Raw genomic sequence first — 21,930 nt, forward strand, 5'->3', positions numbered from 1 at the left:
GGTGCACCCGATGCGCGCCGCGCGCGTCGCTTCATGGCACACGACGCCGCCCCACTTTAGCGGGAGGCCGGCATACGGCGGGGTCGGCTGACCCCACCGTATGCGGCCGTCGTGCATGCCCCGTCCGGCGGGGCGCCGCTCGCCCCGCCGGAGGCGCTTCTGCCCCTACGGGAGCCCGTTGATGGTGAAGGTGGATGTGGTGTTCTTCACGTCCTGGGCGTTGTCGGACAGCGTGAGGTTGTGGAACGTCACCTCGCCGACCGCGGGGCCCTGGCCCGGCTCGGGCATCTCGTTGGCCCACAGCCCGAAGCCCGACTTAGCGTCGTAGGCGTCGCCGCTCTTGTGGGCGCCGGTGATGGTGATGTCGGTCAGGACGGTGTCCTTGATGGGGAACTGGGGCTGGCCTCCCACGTAGTTGGTCTGGAACATGATCCCGCTGTAGGTCGGGTCGATGATGTCGGTGTTGTTGATCCGGATGCCCTGGAACACCTTCGAGGCCGAGAAGAGCCAGATCCCCGGGAAGGTCTGCGCCCCCCAGAAGTGGCCTCCCGCGCGCACGATCGAGATGTTCTCCAGGGTGGTCGGACCAGTGCCGAAGCCGTTCATCGGATACCCGAAGTCCAGCGAGCTGACCGTGATGCCCGAGTACACCAGGGTGTCCGCGATGTGGATGTTGCGGAAGGTGTTGTCGTAGCCGCCGTACACGGCGATCCCGGCGGCCCGCCAGGTGAGGATGGCCGTCAGGTTCTCGTAGACGTTGTTCTTCTCGTCCGAGCCGCCGGCGTCGATGGCCGAGAAGAGGGCGAAGCTGTCGTCGCCGGTGGCCCGGGCCTCGTTGTTGACGACGTGGTTGTCCGTGCTGCCGTTGGTCATGTTGACGCCGTCGGCGAAGGTGTCGCGGATCCGGGAGTTCCTGATCGTGACGCGGTCGGTGTTGGCGCCCCAGTAGAGGCACACCGTGTGCTCGTCCCAGATGTTGTCGATGGTCATGTCGGCGACGTTCGAGAAGTCGAAGACCTTGCCGGGACCGTCGATCCGGGAGGTGTAGTTCCCGAAGTAGGAGAAGCTCGCGAAGGTGGAGCCGTTCGCGGAGCTCTCCGCGCGGAATCCGACGTCGGTGTTCTCCTGCGACGAGGGGGCGTGGAAGCGGGTGTACCAGGGCCCGGCGCCGACCACCCTGACGGCCTTGCCGTAGACCTGGAACTTGCCCGACGTCTCGTAGTCGCCCGCCGGCAGGTACACCCCGGTCAGGGTGCCCGTGGTGTCCATCCGGACCTTGTCCAGGGCGTTCTGCACGTCCTGCTGGGTGAACCCGGCCGGCTGGGTGTAGTGCGCCGGGTCCGGGTTGGCGATCTGGGACGCCTGCTCCAGGTTGATGAAGTCGATCGTGTACGTGGAGGTGTTGGCGGCGTCCTTCTGCAACCGGATGGTGCTGCCCGCCGGCACGCTCTCGCCGAGCATCAGGTTGGCCTCGTCGTAGATGTGCCGCGGGGTGCCCGCGCCGGGCGAGTTGCCGGGCCCGGTCTCGGCGCCGTACAGCCACGCGTACTTCGATGTGAGGTCGATCGCCTTGCGGAAGGCGCCGTTGACGTAGACGTCCAGGGTGGCGCTGGTGCCGCCGCCGCCCGCGGAGTCCGGGATGGAGAAGCGGGTGACCAGCGTGTTGGTGCTGGCCTTCGTGGTGAACTCGACATAGCTGCCGGTGTTCGGCAGCGTGACGGCTCTGCGGCCCGACGCCTCGCCGGCGAGGTCGCCCACGGTGCGGTTGGGGCCGACGGTCCGCGCCCCGCCGCCGGTCACGCCGTCCTCGGCCTCGTAGGTGTCGTACGGCATGTCGGCGCCGCGGCCCACGAACAGGGGTTGCGAGGTGGTGTTGTTGGTGCGCTTGACCGGGAGCTCGTTGGCGTCGTCGGCGATCACGGTACGCACCGTGTACTTGCCGTTCGCCGCCGTCCAGGTGCCCAGCTTGACCGGCGCCGTGGTCGCGCCCGCCGCGATGGTGCCGTCGTAGGAGCCGGTGAGGGTCTTCACGGTGGAGCCGCCCGAGCCGAGCACCGTGAGCGTGATGGCGTGCGATCCGCCCGCGGAGGCCACCGTGCCCTGGTTCTTGAGGGCGACCGTGAACGTGACCGTGTCGCCGCCGGCCGCGGCGGACGGCGACCAGCTCACCGGCGAGGCGACCAGGTCGGAGCTGGAGACCGGCCGCACCACCAGCGCGGTGGGGCTGGTGTAGGTGTTGTTGCCGTCGTTCTGCTCGATGACCTTGTTGTCCGGGTCGACGGCCGCGCCGACCTGGTACGAGCCCGCGCCGTGCGTCCCGGTGTCCGCCGTCACGGTCGCCGTCGCACCGGCCGCGATGGCCCCGACCTGCGCCGTGCCGACCTTCGACGACCCGAGCTGGAAGGTCACGTCGGCCGGGTCCGAGGCCGCCGTGCCGGTGTTGGCGACCGTCGCCGTGAGGCCGACCCGGTCCGACTCCACCGGGGACGACGGGCTTGCGGTCACGCCGGTGACCTGGAGGTCCGGGTTGGGCGCCGGCACGCCGAGCACCTGGAACTCCGCGACCTGGCCGGCCGGGGCACCGGTGTTGGCGGTGAACTTGAGCTGGACGTCCGCGACGCGCGCGCTGACCGGAACCGTCACCGCGTTCCCGGTGGCCGGGTCGAACGTGTACGTCCTGCTGCCGACCAGGCTGCTGAAGCCGCTCGCCTTCTGCTCGCGCCCCAGCACCTCGAAGGTCTGGGTGCGCTTGCTCCAGATCGGGTCCGGGTTGAGCTTGATCACGACCTGGTGGACGTCGGCGTTGGCGCCGAGCCTGACGCTGAGGGTGTTCGGGTAGCTGCCCCCGCCGCCCTCCCAGTAGGTGCCCAGGTTGCCGTCGTTGGCGTTCTCGGCGACGTACGTGAACACGGTCGAGGAGGCGCTGATGGGCTTGTGGGCCGCCAGGTCGGCGTCCTGGGCGGCACGTGCCGTGCGGGAGACCGTGTTGCTGCCGGTGGAACGGTTGCCGGCGGCGTCCCTGGCCCTGACCTGGTATCCGGTGCCGGTGCGGGCGGGCCGGGCGTCGGTGTACGCGGTCGTGCCGCCCCGCACGGTTCCGAGCAGCGTTCCGTCGCCGGCGTACACGTCGTAGCCGGTGACCCCGGTGTCGTCCTTCGACGCGCCCCAGGCCAGGTGGACCTTTCCGCCTGGCCGCTCGGTGAGGGCCAGGTGCTCGGGGGCCGTCGGCGCCCGGCTGTCGCCCCGGACGGCCTTGCGGGTGACCTTGCCGCTGTCGGGGGACTGGTTGCCGGCGGCGTCCCTGGCCCGCACGGAGTAGGAGACCGCGGAGCCGGCGGGCGGGGTGTCCGTGTAGGTGGTGGTGGTCGGCGGGAGGCTGGTCCGCAGGGTGCCGCCGGCGTAGACGTCGTAGCCGGTGACCCCGGTGTTGTCGTGCGCCGGGCGCCAGTCGAGCTTGACCTGCCCCTTCTCGGGCGTGCTGAGGGTCAGGCCGCGCGGCGCGCTCGGCGGCCGGGTGTCGCCCCGGGCCGGGCCGTAGACCTCCAGTTCGGCGAGCTGGCCGGCCGATCCGGCGGAGTTCGCGGTGACCGTCACCCGGACGTAGCGCGTGACGGTGGTGCCGAACGAGAGCGTCGCGGACCGGTCCTGCGCGGATCCGAAGGTGTAGCGGTGCGAGGCGACCAGATCGGTGAAGTGCCTGCCGTCGGTGCTGCCCTGGAGCGTGAGCGCCTGCGTCCTGGTGCCCCAGCCGGACGGCAGCCTCAGCACCGCGCGGTCGACGCCCACCGATGCCCCGAGGTCGGTCTGGATCCACTGCGGGAGGTCGCCCTTCGCGCTCTCCCAGTAGGTGGCGCGGCTGCCGTCGCCGGCGTCGGCGGCCGCCGACGCCCGGGCCGAACTGCTGGCCGTGAGCCGCTTGCCGTGCGCGAGGTTCGTGCCGTGGGCCTCGTGATGACCGCCGCTCACGGCGGTGGGCCGGCCGGCGTCCGCGGCGCCGGAGGCGGCCGGCAGGCCGACGGCGGCGAGTGCGGCGGCGAGTGCGGCGGTCAGCGCCCGTCGTCTCCAGCGTGGTGTGCGCATCGTTCCCCTGTCCTCGGCGCGGGCCGCGCACGGCGGCCGGGCGCCTGGTCGTCGAGTACGGGTGTGCGGGGGTGCGAGGTGCGGATGTGCGCCGGCGCTGACCTGCTCGGGTGCTTCGGTACCGGCGCGCCGAGGTCCCCGGGCGCGGGGGAGGGCCGCGGCCGAGTGAGGGGACCTCGTTTTCTTGCGACTATTTGTTGGAGAATTGCAGAAGCGTGTTGCTGAGTCCACGGTTTGCGCAGACCTTCTTACTGGACTTTGTGGGACGGGGCCGCTTCCCGGTCAGTCGCCGCGCGGGCCGGCGAGCCCTCGGGGAAGCGGTGGGCCGCGGGTGGGTTTGGTGGCGCGGGGCCGGGGCTACCCGCAACACCGGGAGAGGGGGCCGTAAGGCGAGCCGCAAGCGGAGCGGAGAGCTCGGAGAGGAGAGCCGAACGGTGACGTCCACGGCGTGGCACGCGGAGGACCGGCAGGATCTCGTCGCGTTTCTGGAAGAGGGTTTCGCCTGCGCACAGGCATGCGCCGACTGCGCGCGGGTCTGCGCGGGCCGGGTGAGCTTCGCCGGCCCCGGCGACGCGGGCGTGGGGCACGAGATGCGCCGGCAGGCCGTGCTCTGCACGGAGGTCTGCGACGCGACCTGCGCGATGCTGTCCGAGCAGGCGCATCAGGACGAGTACAGCATGCGGATCCAGGTCGAGTGGTGCAGGGCGATGTGCATGGAGTGCGCGCACGTCTGCGACGCGCACCCGGGCGCCGAGGAGTGCGCGGCGGCCTGCCGTGCGTGCGCCCGTGCCTGCACGGACTTCCTCGCCATCCTCGGCTGACGCCCTCGCCGTCCGGCCGGGAGCGGCTGCGCCCCTCCCGGCTCGCGGCATGCCTGGGCGCCCTCGGCAGGGCGGAGCGCTCGCGGCGCACGGGGCGGCCGCCCCGGTTCTCGGCCGCGGGCCGAGGCCGGCCCCCGGGTCGCCCCGCGCCGTCGAGGGTGCCGGGCGACGCCCCTGCGCCGCCGTGTGGATATCCTGGCCGCCCGTGCGGATAACCTGGCCGTCTGACAGATAACCTGGCCGTCTGACAGACCTTTCGTACCAGGGACATTGCGCAGGGGGTGGGACGGCCGTGCGGGACGGCGATGCGGGACTCTTCGGGCCCTCCTCCGTGACCTGGCAGATGCACGCCGACCCCATGATGTGGGTGGCCGGCGTGCGGGCCCTGTACCTCCAGGCGCTGCACCCCCGTGCGGTGCGCGGCGTCATGCAGAACTCCGACTTCCGGCGGGACGCCTGGGGCCGGCTCATCCGCACCGCACGCTTCGTGGCCGCCACCACCTACGGCACCACGGAGTCGGCTCACGCCGCGGGCGCGCGGGTGCGCGCGATCCACGCCCGGCTGAAGGCCACCGACCCGGCCACCGGCGCCCTCTACGGCGTCGACGAGCCGGAGTTGCTGCTCTGGGTGCACTGCGCCGAGATCGAGTCCTACCTGCACGTGGTACGCCGCTCCGGCTTCCCGCTCACCGACGCGCAGGCCGACCGGTACGTCGCCGAGCAGGCCGCCACCGCGGCACCGCTCGTCGGGCTCGACCCGCGGGACGTGCCCGCCGACCGGGCCGCCCTTGCCGCCTACTTCGAGCTGATGCGGCCCGAACTCGCCGCGGGACCCGAGGCACATGGCGTCGACGACTTCCTGCGCCGCCCCCCGGTGCCCCTGCCGCTGCTGCCGGTGCGCGCCCTGCTCTGGCGCCCGCTCGCCCGGCTCGCCTACGCCACGCTGCCGCCGCGCGCCCAGGCGCTGTACGGCAGGTCCGCGCCGCCGGACGCCGCGGTGACCCGGAGGCTGCGCGCCACCGGGGCGGTGCTGCGCCGCATCCCCGGACGCGTGCGCTGGCAGCTGCCGCCCAAGCACATCCTGCGCGCGATGGCGCGACTCGGCCCTGCCGCCCGTCCCTCGCCGTACAAACTCGTCACCCGGCTCGCCATACTGGACGGGCCGGAAGGCACAGGTGGGTGACGGGGGCGACTGCACGACATGGTGGAGAGCAGACTCATCCAGGGCCGCTACCGGCTGATCGACCTGATCGGGCGGGGCGGCATGGGCGAGGTGTGGAGCGCCCGGGACGAGTCGCTGGGCCGCAGGGTGGCGGTGAAGTGCCTCAAACCGCTGACGCCCGAGCAGGACGCGTCCTTCACGCGGGTGATGAGGGAGCGGTTCCGGCGCGAGGCCCGGGTCGCCGCGTCGCTCCAGCACCGCGGGATCACGGTGGTGCACGACTTCGGCGAGTACGAGGGCGTGCTCTTCCTGGTGATGGAGCTCCTCCAGGGCCGGAACCTCAGCCAGCTGCTGGCCGGTGAGGACAGCGCCCGGGGGCCGCTGCCGGTCGCAGACGTCGAGGAGATCGCCGACCAGGTCGCGGCGGCGCTCGCGTACACCCATGAACAGGGCGTGGTGCACCGGGATCTGAAACCGGCCAACATCATGCGGCTCACCGACGGAACGGTGAAGATCTGCGACTTCGGCATCGCCCGGCTCGGTCACGACATCGGGCTCACCCAGCGGCTGACCGGCACGGGCATCGCCATGGGAACCCCGCACTACATGTCTCCCGAGCAGATCGGCGGAGGTTACGTCGACCACCGCAGCGACCTGTACTCCCTCGGCTGCGTGCTGTACGAACTCGCCACCGGAGCGCCGCCGTTCGACCTGGACGACGCGTGGGCGGTGCTCCTGGGGCACCGAGACACGCCGCCCCGGCCGCCCCGCGAGCACCGCTCCGAGCTGCCCGGCTACCTGGACCGGATCATCCTCGACCTGCTGGAGAAGGACCCCGACACGCGCCCGGTGGACGCCCGCGACCTCACCATCCGCATCCGTGCCGGCCGCGGTGCCACCGCCTCGGCCGCCGGTGCCCGGCCGCGCAGGGACCCGGCGGGCCAGGCCGCTCCGTCGGCCGATCGCAGCACCGGCCACGGCGCCCAGCGCGCCGGCGGGCCCGCGCCCGTGGCCGCCCGCGAGCCGGGCCTGCCGACCTGGACCGCGGGCATGATCACCGGACCCAAGGCCAGCGGCGCCCTCGACCTGGACCCCATCCCGCCCGACACCTCCATGGGGCTCAGCGGCCCCTGGACGGCGCCGGCGCCCGCCACGCCCGGGACCGGGAGCCCGCGGACCGGCGCCCCGCCAGCACGGGACCCGGGCACGGGCGGGACGCCGTCCTCCGGGCGTCACGCGGCTCCCGGACCGCGGCACGCGGCGCCGGCTGCCCGGACGACGCCCCCCGGATCCCGGCCGCCGGCGGCACGAACGCCGGCGAACTCCGCCGCGCATCCCACCCCGGCGCGTACCACCGGCCCCGCCGCCGTGCTCGCCTCCCGGCACGAGGCGGGCCTGAACCTGGGCCGGCAGGGCCGCTGGGCCGAGGCCGAGGAGGCGCACCGGACGGTCGCCGCCGAGCGCGCCGAACTGCTCGGACCCGACCACCCCGACACCCTCGCCAGCCGTTTCGAGATCGCCTTCACCCTCAGCCGCACGGGCCGCCCGGAGATCGCCCTCGGCGAGTACGGGGACGTGGCCGCGGCCCGCTCCCGGGTGCTCGGCGCCGACCACCCCGACACGCTCGCGGCCCTCCAGGAGACCGCGTACGAGCTGGGGCAGCTCGGCCGGCACGCCGAGGCCCACCAGGTCTACTCGGCCGTGCTGCTGGCCCGTACCCGGGCGATGGGCGCCGACCATCCCGACACGCTCCGCTGCCGGCACAACCTCGCGTTCAACCTCAGCAGGCTCGGCCGCCTGGAGGAGTCCTGCCGGATGGCCTCCGAGGTCGCGGCGGCCCGGGCGCGGGTGCTCGGCGCGCAGCACCCGGACACGCTGGTCACCCAGTACGAGGTCGCCTACGTGCTCGGGCTGCTCGGACGCTGGGCCCGGGCGCTGGAGATCTACGGGGCGGTCACCGAGGCGCGCGCCCGGGTGCTGGGCCCCGACCACCCCGACACGTTCGCCGCCCGCTACGAGATCGGCATCTGCCTCGGCCGCCTCGGCCGGGGCGGTCAGGCCCTGGAGCTGTACCGGAGCCTCGTGGAGGACCGCACCCGGGTGGACGGCCCGGACGCCCCCGAGACCCTGCGCGCCCGGCACGGCCTCGGCGTCAACCTGGGGCGCCTCAGGCGCTGGGAGGACGCGCTAGCCGAGGCGCGCCACGTGGCCGCCAGCCGGGCCCGCGTGCTGGGGCCCGACCACCCCGACACCCTCGTCAGCCGCCGCGAGGTGGCCGTCGCCCTGGGCTGGCTCGCCCGCTGGTCCGACGCCCTGCCCGAGTACCGCGCGGTGGCCGCGGCCCGCGCCAGGTCGCTGGGCGCCGACCACCCGGACACCCTGGCGGCCCACAACGACGAGGCGCACTGCCTGGAGCAGTTGGGCCGCGGCCCCGAGGCCGAGGCGATCTACCGGAGGGTGGCCGCGCTGCGGCAGCGCTCGGCACTCTGAACGCGCGCGGTGCACGGCGGGAGGCGGGCGCGCGCCCGCGCACCTGCTGGGCGGGGGCCCGGATGGCGCTCCCGCCCCTGGCCCCGCCGATCTTCGCGTGTTACCAAGGACCATGCCTGATCGCGATGCCTATGACGCGGTGATCATCGGTGGGGGACACAACGCCCTGGTGGCCGCCGCCTATCTGGCCCGTGCCGGACGGACCGTGCTGGTGCTGGAACGGCTCGACGGCGCGGGCGGCGCGGCCGTCTCGACCCCCCCGTTCGCCGGAGCCGACGCGCGGCTGTCGCGCTACTCCTACCTGGTCAGCCTGCTGCCGGAGAAGATCGTGACCGATCTCGGCCTGGACTTCCGGCTGGCCAAGCGCACCGTCTCCTCGTACACCCCCGCCGAACGCGGCGGACAGCCGACGGGCCTGCTGATCGGCGCGGGTCCCGGCAGCGAGGAGGGCACCCGGGCATCGTTCGCGCGGCTCACCGGCGGAGAGCGCGAGTACGAGGCGTGGCAGGCCTTCTACGGGCGCACCCGGCGGCTCGCCGAACGGGTCTTCCCGACGCTCACCGAACCGCTGCCGACCCGGGACGAGTTGCGCCGCCGCATCGATGACGCGGAGACCTGGCGGATGGTCTTCGAGGAGCCCATCGGGGCCGCCGTCGAGGAGCACTTCCAGGACGACCTGGTGCGCGGGGTCGTCCTCACCGACGCGCTGATCGGCACCTTCGCCGCCGCCCACGACCCGTCCCTGCGGCAGAACCGCTGCTTCCTCTACCACGTCATCGGCGGCGGCACCGGCGACTGGGACGTTCCGGTCGGCGGCATGGGCGCCCTCACCACGGCGCTGGCCTCAGCCGCACGCGCCGCCGGCGCCGAGATCGCCACCGGACACGAGGTCATCAGGGTGGAGACGGACGACCGTTCGGCGGAGGTGACCTTCCGCACCCGGGAGGCGGAGGGCCGCGTCGATGCCCGCCACGTGCTGTCGGGCGCCTCGCCGCAGGAGCTGGCCACCCTCCTCGGCGAGGAGCCTCCGGCCCCGGCGGAGGGCGCCCAGCTCAAGGTCAACATGCTGCTGGAGCGGCTGCCGCGGCTGCGGGACACGTCCGTCGACCCGCGCGAGGCGTTCGCGGGCACCTTCCACATCGCCGAGGGCTACGAGGCACTCGGCGAGGCGCACGACCAGGCGGCGTCCGGCGCCCTGCCCACCGCGCCGCCCGCGGAGATCTACTGCCACTCGCTCACCGACCCGACCATCCTCGGCCCCGAGGTCGCCCGGCGCGGCTGGCACACCCTCACGCTCTTCGGGCTGCACACCCCCGCCCGGCTCTTCCGGCACGACAACACCGGGGTCCGCGAGGCCCTGCTGCGCGCCACGCTGGCCCAGCTCGACGCCCACCTCGCGGAGCCCGTCGAGTCCTGCCTGGCCACGGACGCCGACGGCAGGCCGTGCATCGAGGCGAAGTCCCCGCTCGACCTGGAACGGGATCTGCGGCTGCCCGGCGGGAACATCTTCCACGGCGACCTGGCCTTCCCATGGGCCGGCGAGGACACCGGCCGCTGGGGCGTGGCGACCGCCCACCCCAACATCCTGCTGTGCGGGGCGGGCGCGGTGCGCGGCGGCGGGGTGAGCGGCGTCGGGGGTCACAACGCCGCGATGGCGGTGCTCGGCCACTGACCGCTGGTTCAGCGAGGTCCGCGCAGGTAGCGGCGGGTCGGCGGTCCCAGTTCGGCGTACGCGATGTTGTTGATGGCCTCGGCGAACGCGGTGAGGTCGAGCCCTGCGAGGTGGTCCATGACATGGCGGCGGACGCTGGCCAGGTGTGCCGGCCAGGCCCGTTCCAGCCGGGTGAGGCCGGCCGGGGTGAGCACGGCGACCTGCCCGCGCCCGTCGGACGCCGCCCTGACCCGCTCGACGAGGCCCTGGTGGGAGAGCCGTTCGATCACGCGGGAGAGCCCGCTGACGCTGATCGACACGTAGTTGGCGAGTTCGCTCATGCGCAGCGACCGCTCGGGCGCCTCCGAGAGGTTCATCAGGACCGAGTACTCGGTCATGTTGAGGTTCTGGGACTCGAGCAGGTCCGCGTCCATGATCTTGGGGATTACCAGCACGGCGCGTGCCAGCGCCCGCCAGGCGGCCTCCTCCTGCTGCGTCAGGGGAGCCGGGAGCGAGCCGTCCGGTCGTTCTTTCTCCATGCACCCATTCTAGTTGTCTGAGTCTACAAATATTTACGTCGTCGGCAGAACGGGACCGGAACCGACGGCTCGCGCCGGGTGGACAGCGAGCCGGCCCGCTCGGCGGCCCGCTGGGTCCGGCCGGCCGCCGTGCGCTACTCGACCGTCAGCCGCGCCCCGAGCTGCTGGACGAGGAAGAAGAGGTTCCCCACTCCCCAGTGTTCGACGATCCTGCCGTCCACGACCCGCATGGCGTCCACCGTCTCGAAGTGGATCGAGCGTCCCGTCGCGGGGATGCCGAGGACCTCGCCCCGGTGGGTGCCGTAGTAGATCTTGAACGTCGTGACGAGGCCGCCGTCGGCCGACTGCCACTCGATGTCGGCGTGGAAGTCGGGGAACGCCTCGCGCAAGGCCGTGTAGAGCCTCTTCACGCCTGGCTTGTCCGCGCCGAAGCCGGGCTGGGGCGTGTGGTCGACGAACTCGTCGGCGAAGAGCTCCTCGAAGAGCTCGAAATCGCCGCCGCCCTGCACTTCCTCGGTGTTCCGGCGCACGACGGCGATCGCCGCCCTGCTCTCCTCGCTGTGAGTCATCGTTCCCATCTCTGTTGCCGGCCGGCCGTCCGCGGGGCGACCGGGAGACGCATGGAGCGCGGGACGCTCAGAAGGCCACCACGTACTTGCCCCTGACGTGCAGCGTCGTGAAATCGATGAGGGCGGCGCGGGCCTGGCCGAAGGAGTAGGAGGCGCCGATCGGCACCTCAAGACGGCTGTCCGCGACCTGGCGCGCCGCCTCCTCCAGGCGGCCCGCCGGGTACTGCGTCGCGACGTACGTGGCACCGACGCCGCGGTCGAAGGCCGGCGGGCCCCCGAGCACCGAGACGAGCCTGCCGCCGGTCCGGGCGGCGGCCGCGGACGAGGCCAGCGCCGGGCCGGCGTGGACGAGGTCGAGCACCACGTCGACGCCGCCGGGGACGATCCGGTGCGCTTCCTGCGCCACGTCCACGGACCTGTAGTCGATGAGCCGGTCCGCGCCCAGGCCTGCCAGGAACGCCTGGTCCTCCGCGTGCCCCGTGGCGTGGAGCGCCCGGGCGGCGCGGCAGGCCAGCTGTACCGTGAAGGATCCGACCCCGCCGGTCGCCCCGACCACCAGGACGGTCTCCGCTGCCTGGATCGCGGCCGCGTCGAGCACGGTCAGCGCGGTCATCGCCCCCGTGACCAGGGCTGCGCCCCGCGCGGCGTCGAGTCCCTCGGGCCGCGGTGCGAGCCTCGGGGAGTCCTGCGCCACGACATACTCGGCCAGCCCTCCGAACGGGGGTGCGAGCGCTGCCACGACCCGGTCGCCGGCGGACAGGCGCGTCACTCCGGGTCCGACGGCCTCCACGACCCCGGCCACGTCGACACCGGGCACGAACGGATGCGGGACCGGGAGGAAGTCCTTCATGGCGCCGGTGACCAGCTTGGGGTCGATGCCGTTCAGGGACACGGCCTCCGTACGCAGCAGGACCTCGCCCCTGCCGGGCGCGGGAGTGGGCAGGTCGGCCGTTTCAAGGGCCTCCAGCGGGCCGTATGACCTGGAAACGAGTGCCTTCACGGGTTCATCACCTCTGTCGTTCCCTGTGGAGGGGGCGGACGTTCTTGCCGTCGGGACGGCGTTCAGACCAGCACCGCTCCACCGTCGACGGTGAGCAGCGTGCCGGTGGTGTGGTCGTTGTTCATCAGAAATGCGTAGGCGTCCGCGATGTCGTGCGGCTCACCGACCCTGCGCAGCAGGAGGGACGACGCCACCGACGCGAACAGGTCCTCGCGGGCCGAGTCCGGCAGGCCGTCCCACAACTCGGTCCGGGTGATGGACGGCACCACGGCGTTGACCCGGACCGGCGCGAGTTCGAAGGCCAGGGCGCGGGTCAGTCCCTCGACGGCGCTCAGCACGCTGGAGACGACGACCGTCCCGCCCTGTGGCCGGGTGGAGGGGATGCCGCTGGTCAGGGTGATCGAGCCGCCGGCTCCGAGGTACGGGGCGGCGTACTTCGCAGCGGCGAGCGCGCCGAAGCAACGGATGCCGAAGAAGCGCTTGGCCGCCTCCAGATCGGTTGCCTCCAGCGTGCCGTTCATGAGCGTCTCGCCCGCGGTGTAGACGAGGTGGTCAAAGGCTCCGACCCGGCGGAAGAGGCCGCGGAGCGACTCCTCGTCGGTGACGTCCACGATCTCTCCCGTGGCGCCGTCCCCCAGCGCGGCAACGGCCTTGTCCACGCGGTCGCGAGCACGGGAGGCCACCACCACGGAGGCCGCCTGGGCGGCGACCGTCCGGGCGACCGCGAAGCCCAGCCCCGACGTACCGCCGATGACCACGACTCGCCTTCCGTTCATCTCCATCACCGTCCTCGCAATGCTGGTGTTGTCTCTCGGTATCTGCGCTGGTGGCGGGCGTCGACCGGTACAGGCGACGGCGATCGGCCGGCCCTGACGGCGTCCGCCGGCCCGTGCCCCCTCCTCCCACATAACACCACACTTGCTTGACTCTGCAAATTTCTCTGCCCGGCTTTCCGGTATGTACAGACCCGTACAGACCGGACCCGACGCCGCCTCGTCCTCGGGGAGCGACCGGTCCGCGAGGTGCCGGCTCCCCACGGTGGCCGGCGGGACCCCGGCTCCCTCCGCGCCCAGGCCGAGGACCTGACCACCGCGTTCCCCGACTGGCACTGGGGATCGAGCACGTGGTCGTGGGGGGGACCCCATCTGCGTGCGGTACACCATCACGGGCACCCACCGCGGCGTGTACGACGGCATCGAGCCCAGGGGGCGGATGTTCACCATGCTGGAGCTGGGGCACTACCGCGTCGCCGGCGGCCGGTTCGTCGAGTCGTGGTTCCTGTACGACGCCCCGGGGCTCAGGCGGCAGCTCACCCAGGCATGACCGCCGGCCGTCGACCGCCGCAGCTCAGGTGAGCTCGGCCCCGCGGCGGGGCGGCCCCGGCCCGCCGTGCGGAGTTGCAGGTGGCGGCGGCCCTCACGCGGCCGCCACCGGGACGGGCCCTACCGGGGCCGCAGGTCCACCAGGCGCTTGATCTTGCCCACCGAGCGCTCCAGCGACTCCGGAGCGACGATCTCCACGGCCACCGTCACCCCGATGCCGTCCTTCACCCCCGCGGCTATGGCCCGGGCCGCCGCGTCGCGCGCCTCGGGCGTCGCGCCGGGACGGGCCTCGGCGCGCACCGTCAGCGCGTCCATCCGGCCCTCACGGGTCAGCCGCAACTGGAAGTGCGGCGCGACCGCGGGGGTGCGCAGCACGATCTCCTCGATCTGCGTGGGGAAGACATTGACGCCGCGCACGATCAGCATGTCGTCGCTGCGGCCCATGACCCTCGCCATCCGCCGGAAGACCCGGGCCGTGCCCGGCATCAGCCGGGTGAGGTCGCGCGTGCGGTACCGCACGACGGGCATCGCCTCCTTGGTGAGCGAGGTGACCACCAGCTCGCCCTCCTCGCCGTCCGGGAGGACCTCGCCGGTGATCGGGTCCACCACCTCCGGCAGGAAGTGGTCCTCCCAGATGTGCAGCCCGTCCTTGGTCTCCACGCACTCCTGCGCCACGCCGGGGCCGATGACCTCCGAGAGGCCGTAGATGTCGACCGCGTCGATAGCCAGGCGCTCCTCTATCTCCCGGCGCATCTCCTCGCTCCACGGCTCCGCGCCGAGGATGCCCACCTTCAGGGAGGTGCCGCGCGGGTCGATGCCCTGCCGCTCGAACTCGTCCAGCAGCGCGAGCAGGTACGAGGGCGTCACCATGATGACCTCGGGCCGGAAGTCCTGGATGAGCTGCACCTGGCGCGCCGTCATCCCACCGGACGCGGGGATCACGGTGCAGCCCAGCCGCTCGGCGCCGTAGTGCGCCCCGAGGCCGCCGGTGAACAGGCCGTACCCGTACGCCACGTGCACCTTGTGCCCGGGGCGCCCGCCGGCGGCCCTGATCGACCGGGCCACGAGGTCGGCCCAGAGCGACAGGTCGGCCTCCGTGTAGCCGACCACGGTGGGACGGCCCGTCGTGCCGCTCGACACGTGCAGCCGCCTGACCTCCTCCTCGGGCACCGCGAACATCCCGAACGGGTACGAGTCGCGCAGGTCGGCCTTGGTGGTGAACGGGAAGCGGGCGAGGTCGTCGAGCGAGCGGCAGTCCTCGGGGAGCAGTCCCGCCCGGTCGAAGGCGGCGCGGTGGAAGGGGACGTGGTCGTAGACGTGCCGGAGCGTGGCCCGCAGCCGCCTGAGCTGGACATCCCGGAGCTGCTCGGGGTCCAGGCGCTCGCCCGCGTCGCGTGGACCGGCCTCGCCGCCCGGTCCCGCCTGGTGCGTCGGATGCGTCGTCAAGGCGCCCTCTTTCTCGTCAGCGGGCCGTCCGGTGCCCAGCGTCGACAGGGCGGCCGGTCGACCGATCATTCGGTCCGGGCCGCTCCGGGATCAGTAATCCAGGGGGCCGCAGGCGCGTCAAGGGAGGTGACGGCATCTTCCGGGCACGCGGCCGGGGCTCGCGCCTTCACCGCGGGACGGGTCCGGGGCGCCCTCGACGCCGGACGTCACCGCGCGGCATCGACCCGCTCGACCGCGACGCCGAACGTCTCCACCAGACCCGTGCGTCCCGCGTCGGTGAGGAGCACGACGCGCCGGTACCTGCCGCGCCGCAGCCAGCCGAGCTCGAACAGCCGGGTGGTGAGCACGCCGCCCAGCGGGCCCGCGAGGTGGTGGCGGCGCTCGGCCCAGTCGACGCAGTACCGCACGGCGGACCGGCGGCGGGACAGGGCCGTCATGTCCACACCGAACTCGCCCAGCACGGTGCGGCCCTTGGACGAGACGGTGTAGGCCACGGCTGCGTTCCCACCGTTCCCACCGTTCTCGCCATTCCCGTCGTTCTCGCTCTTCTCGCCGGGCCGGTCCGCCGTGAGGATGTCCGCCTCGCGCAGCGCGTCCATCAGCTCGACGCCGAGCCGCCCCGCCAGATGGTCGTAGCAGAGCCGGGCGCGCATCAACGCCCGCGTGCGCCCGTCGGCACCGAGCGTGCGCGGCGGCAGGGGGCGTGCGATCCGCGCCAGTTGCTCCAGCGTCCGGGCGACCTCGGTCGTGGCGAGCCGGTAGTACCGGTGCCGTCCGTCGAGTTCGACGGTGACGAGCCGTGCCTCCCGCAGCCGCGCCAGATGGCCGCTGACGGTGGACGGGGCGACTCCGGCCTCCGCGGCGAGGGCGCTGGCGGGCAGGGCCCCGCCACCGGCCAGCGCCAGCAGGATCCTGGTCCGTGAGGGCTCGCCGATGGCGGCGGCGACATCCGCCACGTCGGTCTCGCAGTGCGGGGTCATGCGTCGAGGCTAGGGGAAGGAGGTTTCGGCAGCAGCCGAAGGATGCCCCGTCGCCCGCTCATGGTGAGCGGGCCCGCGGCCTCGGTGGCCGGGTGCAGGACGTTTCGGCCGGCGTCGCAGCGTTCCGGCCCGACACTGGCCGCCATGACAGCGATTCCCGTACTCGACCGCATGCGCAGCCGCGGTGGCCGCCGGGCGCCGGCCCTCGCGGCCGTCTGCCTGGGCCACTTCATGGTCGTCCTGGACGTCACCGCGGTCACCGTGGTCCTGCCGGTGATCGGCGACACTCTGAAGGCGTCGGTGACGGCGCTTCAGTGGGTCGCCGACGGCTACACGTTGCTCTTCGCGGGCCTGCTGCCGTTCAGCGGCGGCCTCGCCGACCGGTTCGGCGCCCGGCGGGTGTTCCTCGCCGGGCTCGGCCTCTTCACGCTCGCCTCCGCGGGCTGCGCGGCGGCGTGGACCGCGCCGCTGCTCGTCGTCGCCCGGCTGGTCCAGGGCTGCGTGGCCGCTCTGCTGCTGCCCGCGTCGCTGGCGCTGCTGCGCGGCATGTACGGCGAGAAGGCGGAGCGGGCCCGCGCCTTCGGTATCTGGGGCGCCGTCTCCGGCCTGGCCGCGGCAGCCGGCCCTGTGCTGGGCGGGCTGCTCGCCGCGGGACTCGGCTGGCGCGCGGTCTTCCTCGTCAACCTGCCGGTCGGCGCGGTCGGGGCGCTGCTCACCCTGCGCCGCGTTCCGGCGGTGTCAGGCCGCCGGCGCGGCGGGCTCGACCTGCCGGCGCAAGGGGCCCTCGCGGTGGCCCTTGCCGCTCTGGTGGCGGCGCTGGTCGAGGCGGGCGAACTGGGCTGGACGCATCCGGTGGTGCTCGGTGGCGCGGCGCTCTGCCTCGCGGGGGCCCTGGCGTTCCTGCGGCTGGAAGGCCGTGCCCCGAACCCGATGCTGCCGCTGCCACTGCTGCGCGCCCCCGGCCTCGGACGGGCGCTGGCCGTCGGGGCGCTGCTCAACCTCGGCTTCTACGGCCTGCTCTTCCTCGCGCCGCTGTACTTCCAAGGCGTGCACCACTACGGCGTGGTGGGCACCGGCTGCGCGCTGCTGCCCGCGGTGTCGGTGGTGGCGCTCGGCTCCGGTCTCGCGGGCCGGGTGACGGCGCGCACCGGGCCGCGGACACCCATGGTCGCCGGGCTCGTCGTGGGCGCGCCCGGCCTGCTGGGCTGGCTGCTCGCGGGGCCCGCCACCGGCTACGGGGCGCTGGTAGCGCCGATGGCCGCCCTCGGCTTCGGAACCGCGTTCACCATGCCCGCGGCGACACTGGCCGCCATGGAGTCGGCCACCGAGGACCGAGCCGGGGCCGCCTCCGCGGTCTTCAACACCGCACGCCAGAGCGGCAGCGCTCTCGGGGTCGCCGTGTTCGGCAGCCTCTCCGCGGACCACCTGGTCACCGGGCTGCACCTATCGGCGGTCATCGGCGCCGCGGGGTTCCTGGCGGCCGCCGTCCTCGCCGCGCTGCACCGCAGCGGCGCGCCCCGCGCACGCTGAGGGCCCGCCCCCAGCCCCTTCACGGCCCCTGTGCGGCGCCGGAGCCGGTCGCTAGGCTGACGTCGGCGGACAACCCAGAAGGAGCAACGAACGTGGCCGAAGGCACCACCCAGCAGCACTCGCGCGCGGGCTGGGACAAGCCCGACCTGGACCTCAGCAACGCGGAGTGGCGGTCGAGCAGCCGCGGACTCGGCGACGTCCAGATCGCGTTCGTCGAGGGCTTCATCGCGATGCGCAACAGCCGCCGCCCGGAGAGCCCGTCCCTGATCTTCACCCCTGACGAGTGGGGGGCCTTCGTCCTCGGTGCCCGCGAGGGAGAGTTCGACCTTACCTGATCTAATATGGTCAGAAATGGTCAGAGCTCGTTCGGGAACTAACAACCCCGGGCCGAGTGTTACGAGATGGTCCCGGCTGCCGCGCACGGCCCGGCACCGGAGACGAGGATCCATGAGCACGCCACCGGTTGTCGTGGCCGTCGACGGCTCGGAGGGTAGTCTCCGCGCCCTGGACTGGGCCCTGGCGGAGGCGCAGTTGCGTACGGCGCCGCTGCGCCTGGTGCACGTCCGGCAGTACGCGGCGTGGCCGCAACTCCAGGCGCTGGTGCCCGAACCCCCGGAGCCGGCCGAGGAGCCCGCGGAGGACCGGGTGCTGGCCCGGGTGCTGACCTCGCTCACCGGCCGCGACGGGCTGCCGGAGGTGGAGAGCCGGAGCCTTGAGGGCGACCCGGCGCAGGCGCTGCCCGAGCTGGGCGCCGGCGCGCAGCTCCTGGTGCTCGGCTCCCGTGGCCGCGGCGGCTTCGCCAGCCTGCTGCTCGGGTCCACCGGCATGGCCGCCGCCCGCGACGCCGCCTGCCCCGTCGTGGTGGTGCCCCGATCCGGCCGTGAGGTGCCGGGCGCGGAGCCCGCGGCACCTGGACCCCGGGTGGTGGTCGGCGTCTCGGTGGAGGCCCCCGACGACAACACCCTCGACTTCGCCTGCGCCGCGGCCGCCCGGCACGCCGCCCGGCTGGAGGTGCTCTCCCTCTACCCGTGGCCGACCTACGCCTGGACGGCCGCCGCGGACTTCACGCCCACCGCCGAGGACAAGGAGGCCGCGCAGGCGGCCACCTCCGACCAGCTCGACGAGATCCTCGCTCCCTACCGCCAGTCCCACCCGGAGCTGGCGATCGAGACGCGGGTATCGGACGGGGACGCCGCGGGGCATCTCGTCGCCGCCTCGCAGGGCGCCGAACTCGTCGTGGTCGGCCGCCACCACCGGCGCCTGCTCAGGCCGGCCCGGATGCTGGGCTCGGTCACCCACGCCGTCCTGCTGCACGCCGTCAGTCCCATCGCGGTCGTGCCGCCGGGCATCGAGGCCGCCGAGACGGCCGAGTGACCCGAGGCGGCCGTCCGGCTGCCGCATCCTGACCGTGCCCAGCCGGCGGCGGGGTGTGGCGCCGCGAACGCGTCGAGGGCCCCGTCGCCTCGGTGACCGGTTGGCTGCTCCACCCCTTGCGGTGCGCTCCGGCTCATGCTGTTTTGCACGCGGGCTCGGGTGGTACGTCTGCTGACTGCACGCCACATGTTCGAGATGTCTGCTCTGCGTGCGGTCAGGAGTTCCCTCATGCGCCCGTCCGGCGAACCGCCCCGCGCGCCGCGCGCCGCACGCCGCGGGAGCGCGGCATGACCGGCTGGACGCTGGCGTTCTCCGAGGCGGACCTGGCCGCCGCGCGTGCCCAGATGGGCTTCTCCCTGGCATGGCACATCGTGCTCGCCTGCCTGGGCGTGGGGCTGCCGCTGCTCACCCTGGCGGTGGAGTGGTACGGCATCCGCACGGGTGACTCCTCCCTGCGGCTGCTGGCCCGGCGGTGGGCGCGCGGCATGGGCGTGCTGTTCGCCGTGGGCGCGGTGTCCGGCACGATCCTGAGCTTCGAGATGGGGCTGCTCTGGCCCGGTCTGATGGGGCGGTTCGGGCAGGTCCTCGGACTGCCCTTCGCGCTGGAGGGCTTCGCCTTCTTCCTGGAGGCCATCTTCCTCGGCCTCTACCTCTACGCCTGGGACAGGCTGCCGCCGAAGCAGCACCTGCTGATGGGGGTGCCGATCGTCATCTCCGGGACCCTCTCGGCGTTCTTCGTGGTCTGCGCGAACGCCTGGATGAACCAGCCGAGCGGCATCACCCTGCACCGGGACGGCACCCTGGCCCATGTCAGCCCCTGGGCCGCCATGCTGAACCCCTCCAGCCCACCGCAGACCGTGCACATGATCCTCGCCGCGTTCAACGTGGCGGCCTTCCTGACGGCGTCCGTGTACGCCGTGGCGCTGCTGCGCGGCCGCAACGACACCTACCACCGGGTGGGCTTCCTGCTGCCGTTCGCCTTCGGCTCCCTGGTCTCGGTGGCCCAGTTCTTCTCCGGCGACTGGCTGGCCCGCTTCCTCGCCCACTACCAGCCCGTGAAACTGGCCGGGATCGAGGGCGTGTTCCACACGGACTCGCACGTGCCGATCACCATCCTCGGTGCCGCCCCTGACAACACCCGGCTGGAGTACGGGCTCAAGATCCCCAGCGGCCTGTCGTTCCTGGTCGGCTTCTCGCCCGACACCGTCGTCCAGGGGCTGAACGAGGTGCCGCGGGACCAGTGGCCGGTCGTGACCGCCCTCCACCTCTGCTTCGACGTGATGGTCGGGATCGATGGCCTGCTCATCGCCATGGGCGCCGTGCTGCTGCTGGCCTGGTGGCGTGCCCGGCGCACCGGCCGCGTGCTGATGGCGCTGCGCGGCCACCGTCTCTTCCTGCTGGTCGGAGCGCTCTGCGGGCCCCTGTCCGTGGTCGCGCTGGAGTGCGGGTGGACCATCACCGAACTCGGCCGCCAGCCCTGGATCGTCTACGGCGTGATGCGCGTCCGGGAGGCCGTCAACCCCGCCCCCGCACTGCAGACCGGGCTCTGGCTGGTGCTGGCCGTGTACACCGCGATGACCGTGGCCACCGTGTACGTGATGCGGCGGATGGTCAGGACCACACCCGTTCCGATCGCGCCCCAGGAGAGCGATGTCGAACGCTTCCACGTCACGTGACAGCGGCGCCGGGAGCAGGTGGCCGGGCCGGCACCGTCCCGGGGCGGGCCGCGCGGGCGCCCGGGGCCGCCGGCACGCGGCCGGCCGGCGGCCGGCACCCGCGACTCCGGGGGAGGGGCCGTGCTTGCCGATGTGATGCTCGCCATCGTCTGGGTGGGCCTGACCTGCTACGCGCTGTTCGGCGGCGCCGACTTCGGCGCGGGGCTGTGGGACCTGCTGGCCGGCCGCAGCCGGCGGGGGCTGCCGCAGCGCAAGCTCATCGAGCACAGCATCGGCCCCGTGTGGGAGGCCAACCACGTCTGGCTGATCTTCGTCCTGGTGCTGCTCTGGTGCGACTTCTCACCGGTGTTCGCCTCCGTGCTGTCCACGCTGTACCTGCCGCTCACGCTCGTCGCACTCGGCATCATCCTGCGCGGCGCGGCGTTCGCCTTCCGCAAGGCCAGTACGGAGCTGTGGCAGCAGCGGCTGTTCGGCGGCTGCTTCGCGCTGTCCTCGGTGGTCACGCCGTACTTCCTGGGCTCGGTGGCCGGCGGGGTCGCCTCCGGCCGGGTGCCGCCGGGCATCGCGCGCGGTGACGTGGTCACCAGCTGGCTCAACCCCACTTCGGCACTGGGCGGGGTGCTCGCCGTGCTGACCTGCGCCCACCTCGCCGCGGTCTACCTGTGCGCCGACGCCGACCGGGCCGGCGAGCCCGAGCTGGCCAGGGGCTTCGAGCGGCGGGCCATCGTGAGTGGAACGCTGACGGGCCTGGTGGCCCTGGCCGGCATCGCGGTGCTGCACGCCGACGCCCCCCAGCTCTTCCACGGCCTCACCCACCGGGGCCTCGGTCTGGTGATCCTCAGCGCCGTGGCGGGCCTGGCCGGGCTGAGGCTACTTTCCACCCGCCGCTACCTGCTGGCCCGTGGCGTCGCCGCGCTCGCCGTCGCCGCCATCCTGTGGGCCTGGGGAACCGCCCAGTATCCGGCCATGCTCGTGCCGGGGACCACCGTGGAGGACGCCGCGTCACACGAAACGGTTCTGACGGCGAGCCTGATCGCGGTGGGCGTCGGCGCGCTGTTCCTGATCCCGTCGTTCTGGGTGCTGTACAGCACGTTCCAGCGGCAGGGCCCGGCGGGCGCCCCGCCTGCCCACGGGACGGCCGGTGCGGCGGGCGGGGGCGGCGGCAGCGGAGGCGGGCGCGGGGGCGGTGGAGCCGGCGCGACGGGCGGAGGCTGAGAATCCGTGCCGTCGTGGCGCGAACCGCTCCGAGGGGCCGGGCCCGCTCCGCCCGCGGGGCGCGAACGGCCCCGG

Annotated in this window: 17 protein-coding genes; 10 read left to right on the forward strand and 7 right to left on the reverse strand. The window is 73.4% G+C overall.

The features are described from left to right. Positions 1–165: 165 nt before the first annotated feature. A complete protein-coding gene (locus tag Sm713_RS38520) occupies positions 166–4,080 on the reverse strand; it encodes a discoidin domain-containing protein (protein ID WP_212914566.1) in 3,915 nt (1,304 codons plus the stop codon). A gap of 434 nt (positions 4,081–4,514) precedes the next feature. Here Sm713_RS38520 and Sm713_RS38525 point away from each other — a divergent pair, with 434 nt between their 5' ends. The 4 genes from Sm713_RS38525 (at position 4,515) to Sm713_RS38540 (ending at position 10,225) form a co-directional block, all read left to right on the forward strand. After that, positions 4,515–4,901 carry a ferredoxin gene (locus Sm713_RS38525; protein ID WP_212914567.1) on the forward strand — a complete coding sequence of 129 codons (387 nt, stop codon included), beginning with the start codon at positions 4,515–4,517 and terminating at the stop codon, positions 4,899–4,901. Between the two features lie 343 nt (positions 4,902–5,244). Then, complete coding sequence (locus tag Sm713_RS38530; RefSeq protein ID WP_212915122.1) at positions 5,245–6,084, forward strand: oxygenase MpaB family protein; 840 nt, start codon at positions 5,245–5,247, stop codon at positions 6,082–6,084. Between the two features lie 18 nt (positions 6,085–6,102). Then, positions 6,103–8,553: a serine/threonine-protein kinase gene (locus tag Sm713_RS38535; protein WP_212914568.1), complete on the forward strand. Its 2,451-nt coding sequence runs from the start codon at positions 6,103–6,105 to the stop codon at positions 8,551–8,553. Between the two features lie 112 nt (positions 8,554–8,665). After that, the gene (locus Sm713_RS38540; protein ID WP_212914569.1) at positions 8,666–10,225 is read left to right on the forward strand and encodes an NAD(P)/FAD-dependent oxidoreductase; all 1,560 of its coding nucleotides are present in this window, start codon (positions 8,666–8,668) and stop codon (positions 10,223–10,225) included. Between the two features lie 8 nt (positions 10,226–10,233). Here the strand turns inward: Sm713_RS38540 and Sm713_RS38545 are convergent, their stop codons facing one another. The 4 genes from Sm713_RS38545 to Sm713_RS38560 all read right to left on the reverse strand — a co-directional run bounded on the left by Sm713_RS38545 (position 10,234) and on the right by Sm713_RS38560 (position 13,088). Next, entirely contained in the window at positions 10,234–10,743 is a 510-nt protein-coding gene (locus Sm713_RS38545) for a MarR family winged helix-turn-helix transcriptional regulator (protein WP_212914570.1), read from the reverse strand. Between the two features lie 134 nt (positions 10,744–10,877). Further along, entirely contained in the window at positions 10,878–11,312 is a 435-nt protein-coding gene (locus Sm713_RS38550; RefSeq protein WP_212914571.1) for an ester cyclase, read from the reverse strand. A gap of 67 nt (positions 11,313–11,379) precedes the next feature. Further along, a complete protein-coding gene (locus Sm713_RS38555; RefSeq protein ID WP_212914572.1) occupies positions 11,380–12,312 on the reverse strand; it encodes an NADP-dependent oxidoreductase in 933 nt (310 codons plus the stop codon). A 62-nt stretch (positions 12,313–12,374) separates the two neighbouring features. Then, positions 12,375–13,088, reverse strand: coding sequence for an SDR family oxidoreductase (locus Sm713_RS38560; protein WP_249416951.1), 714 nt, complete (start codon positions 13,086–13,088; stop codon positions 12,375–12,377). A 367-nt stretch (positions 13,089–13,455) separates the two neighbouring features. Between Sm713_RS38560 and Sm713_RS38565 the strand changes: the two genes are divergently transcribed. Then, the gene (locus Sm713_RS38565) at positions 13,456–13,635 is read left to right on the forward strand and encodes an ester cyclase (RefSeq protein WP_283249858.1); all 180 of its coding nucleotides are present in this window, start codon (positions 13,456–13,458) and stop codon (positions 13,633–13,635) included. Between the two features lie 119 nt (positions 13,636–13,754). On the opposite strand, the gene paaK is transcribed toward Sm713_RS38565, so the two are convergent. Both paaK and Sm713_RS38575 read right to left on the reverse strand, forming a co-directional pair. Beyond that, positions 13,755–15,080 carry a phenylacetate--CoA ligase PaaK gene (gene paaK / locus Sm713_RS38570; protein ID WP_249416952.1) on the reverse strand — a complete coding sequence of 442 codons (1,326 nt, stop codon included), beginning with the start codon at positions 15,078–15,080 and terminating at the stop codon, positions 13,755–13,757. Between the two features lie 206 nt (positions 15,081–15,286). Next, the gene (locus tag Sm713_RS38575; protein WP_212914576.1) at positions 15,287–16,060 is read right to left on the reverse strand and encodes a helix-turn-helix transcriptional regulator; all 774 of its coding nucleotides are present in this window, start codon (positions 16,058–16,060) and stop codon (positions 15,287–15,289) included. A gap of 144 nt (positions 16,061–16,204) precedes the next feature. Between Sm713_RS38575 and Sm713_RS38580 the strand changes: the two genes are divergently transcribed. From Sm713_RS38580 to Sm713_RS38600, 5 genes are all read left to right on the forward strand, one after another. Next, the gene (locus Sm713_RS38580) at positions 16,205–17,590 is read left to right on the forward strand and encodes an MFS transporter (protein WP_212914577.1); all 1,386 of its coding nucleotides are present in this window, start codon (positions 16,205–16,207) and stop codon (positions 17,588–17,590) included. Between the two features lie 92 nt (positions 17,591–17,682). Then, on the forward strand, positions 17,683–17,925 hold the full coding sequence (locus tag Sm713_RS38585; RefSeq protein WP_212914578.1) for a DUF397 domain-containing protein: 243 nt from the start codon (positions 17,683–17,685) through the stop codon (positions 17,923–17,925). Between the two features lie 112 nt (positions 17,926–18,037). Then, on the forward strand, positions 18,038–18,964 hold the full coding sequence (locus Sm713_RS38590) for a universal stress protein (RefSeq protein ID WP_212914579.1): 927 nt from the start codon (positions 18,038–18,040) through the stop codon (positions 18,962–18,964). Positions 18,965–19,251: 287 nt separating this feature from the next. After that, positions 19,252–20,640: a cytochrome ubiquinol oxidase subunit I gene (locus tag Sm713_RS38595; protein ID WP_212914580.1), complete on the forward strand. Its 1,389-nt coding sequence runs from the start codon at positions 19,252–19,254 to the stop codon at positions 20,638–20,640. Between the two features lie 120 nt (positions 20,641–20,760). Then, a complete protein-coding gene (locus Sm713_RS38600) occupies positions 20,761–21,855 on the forward strand; it encodes a cytochrome d ubiquinol oxidase subunit II (RefSeq protein ID WP_212914581.1) in 1,095 nt (364 codons plus the stop codon). The last annotated feature ends 75 nt before the right edge of the window (positions 21,856–21,930 follow it).

This window comes from Streptomyces sp. TS71-3, assembly GCF_018327685.1.
Taxonomy (GTDB): Bacteria; Actinomycetota; Actinomycetes; order Streptomycetales; family Streptomycetaceae; genus Streptomyces.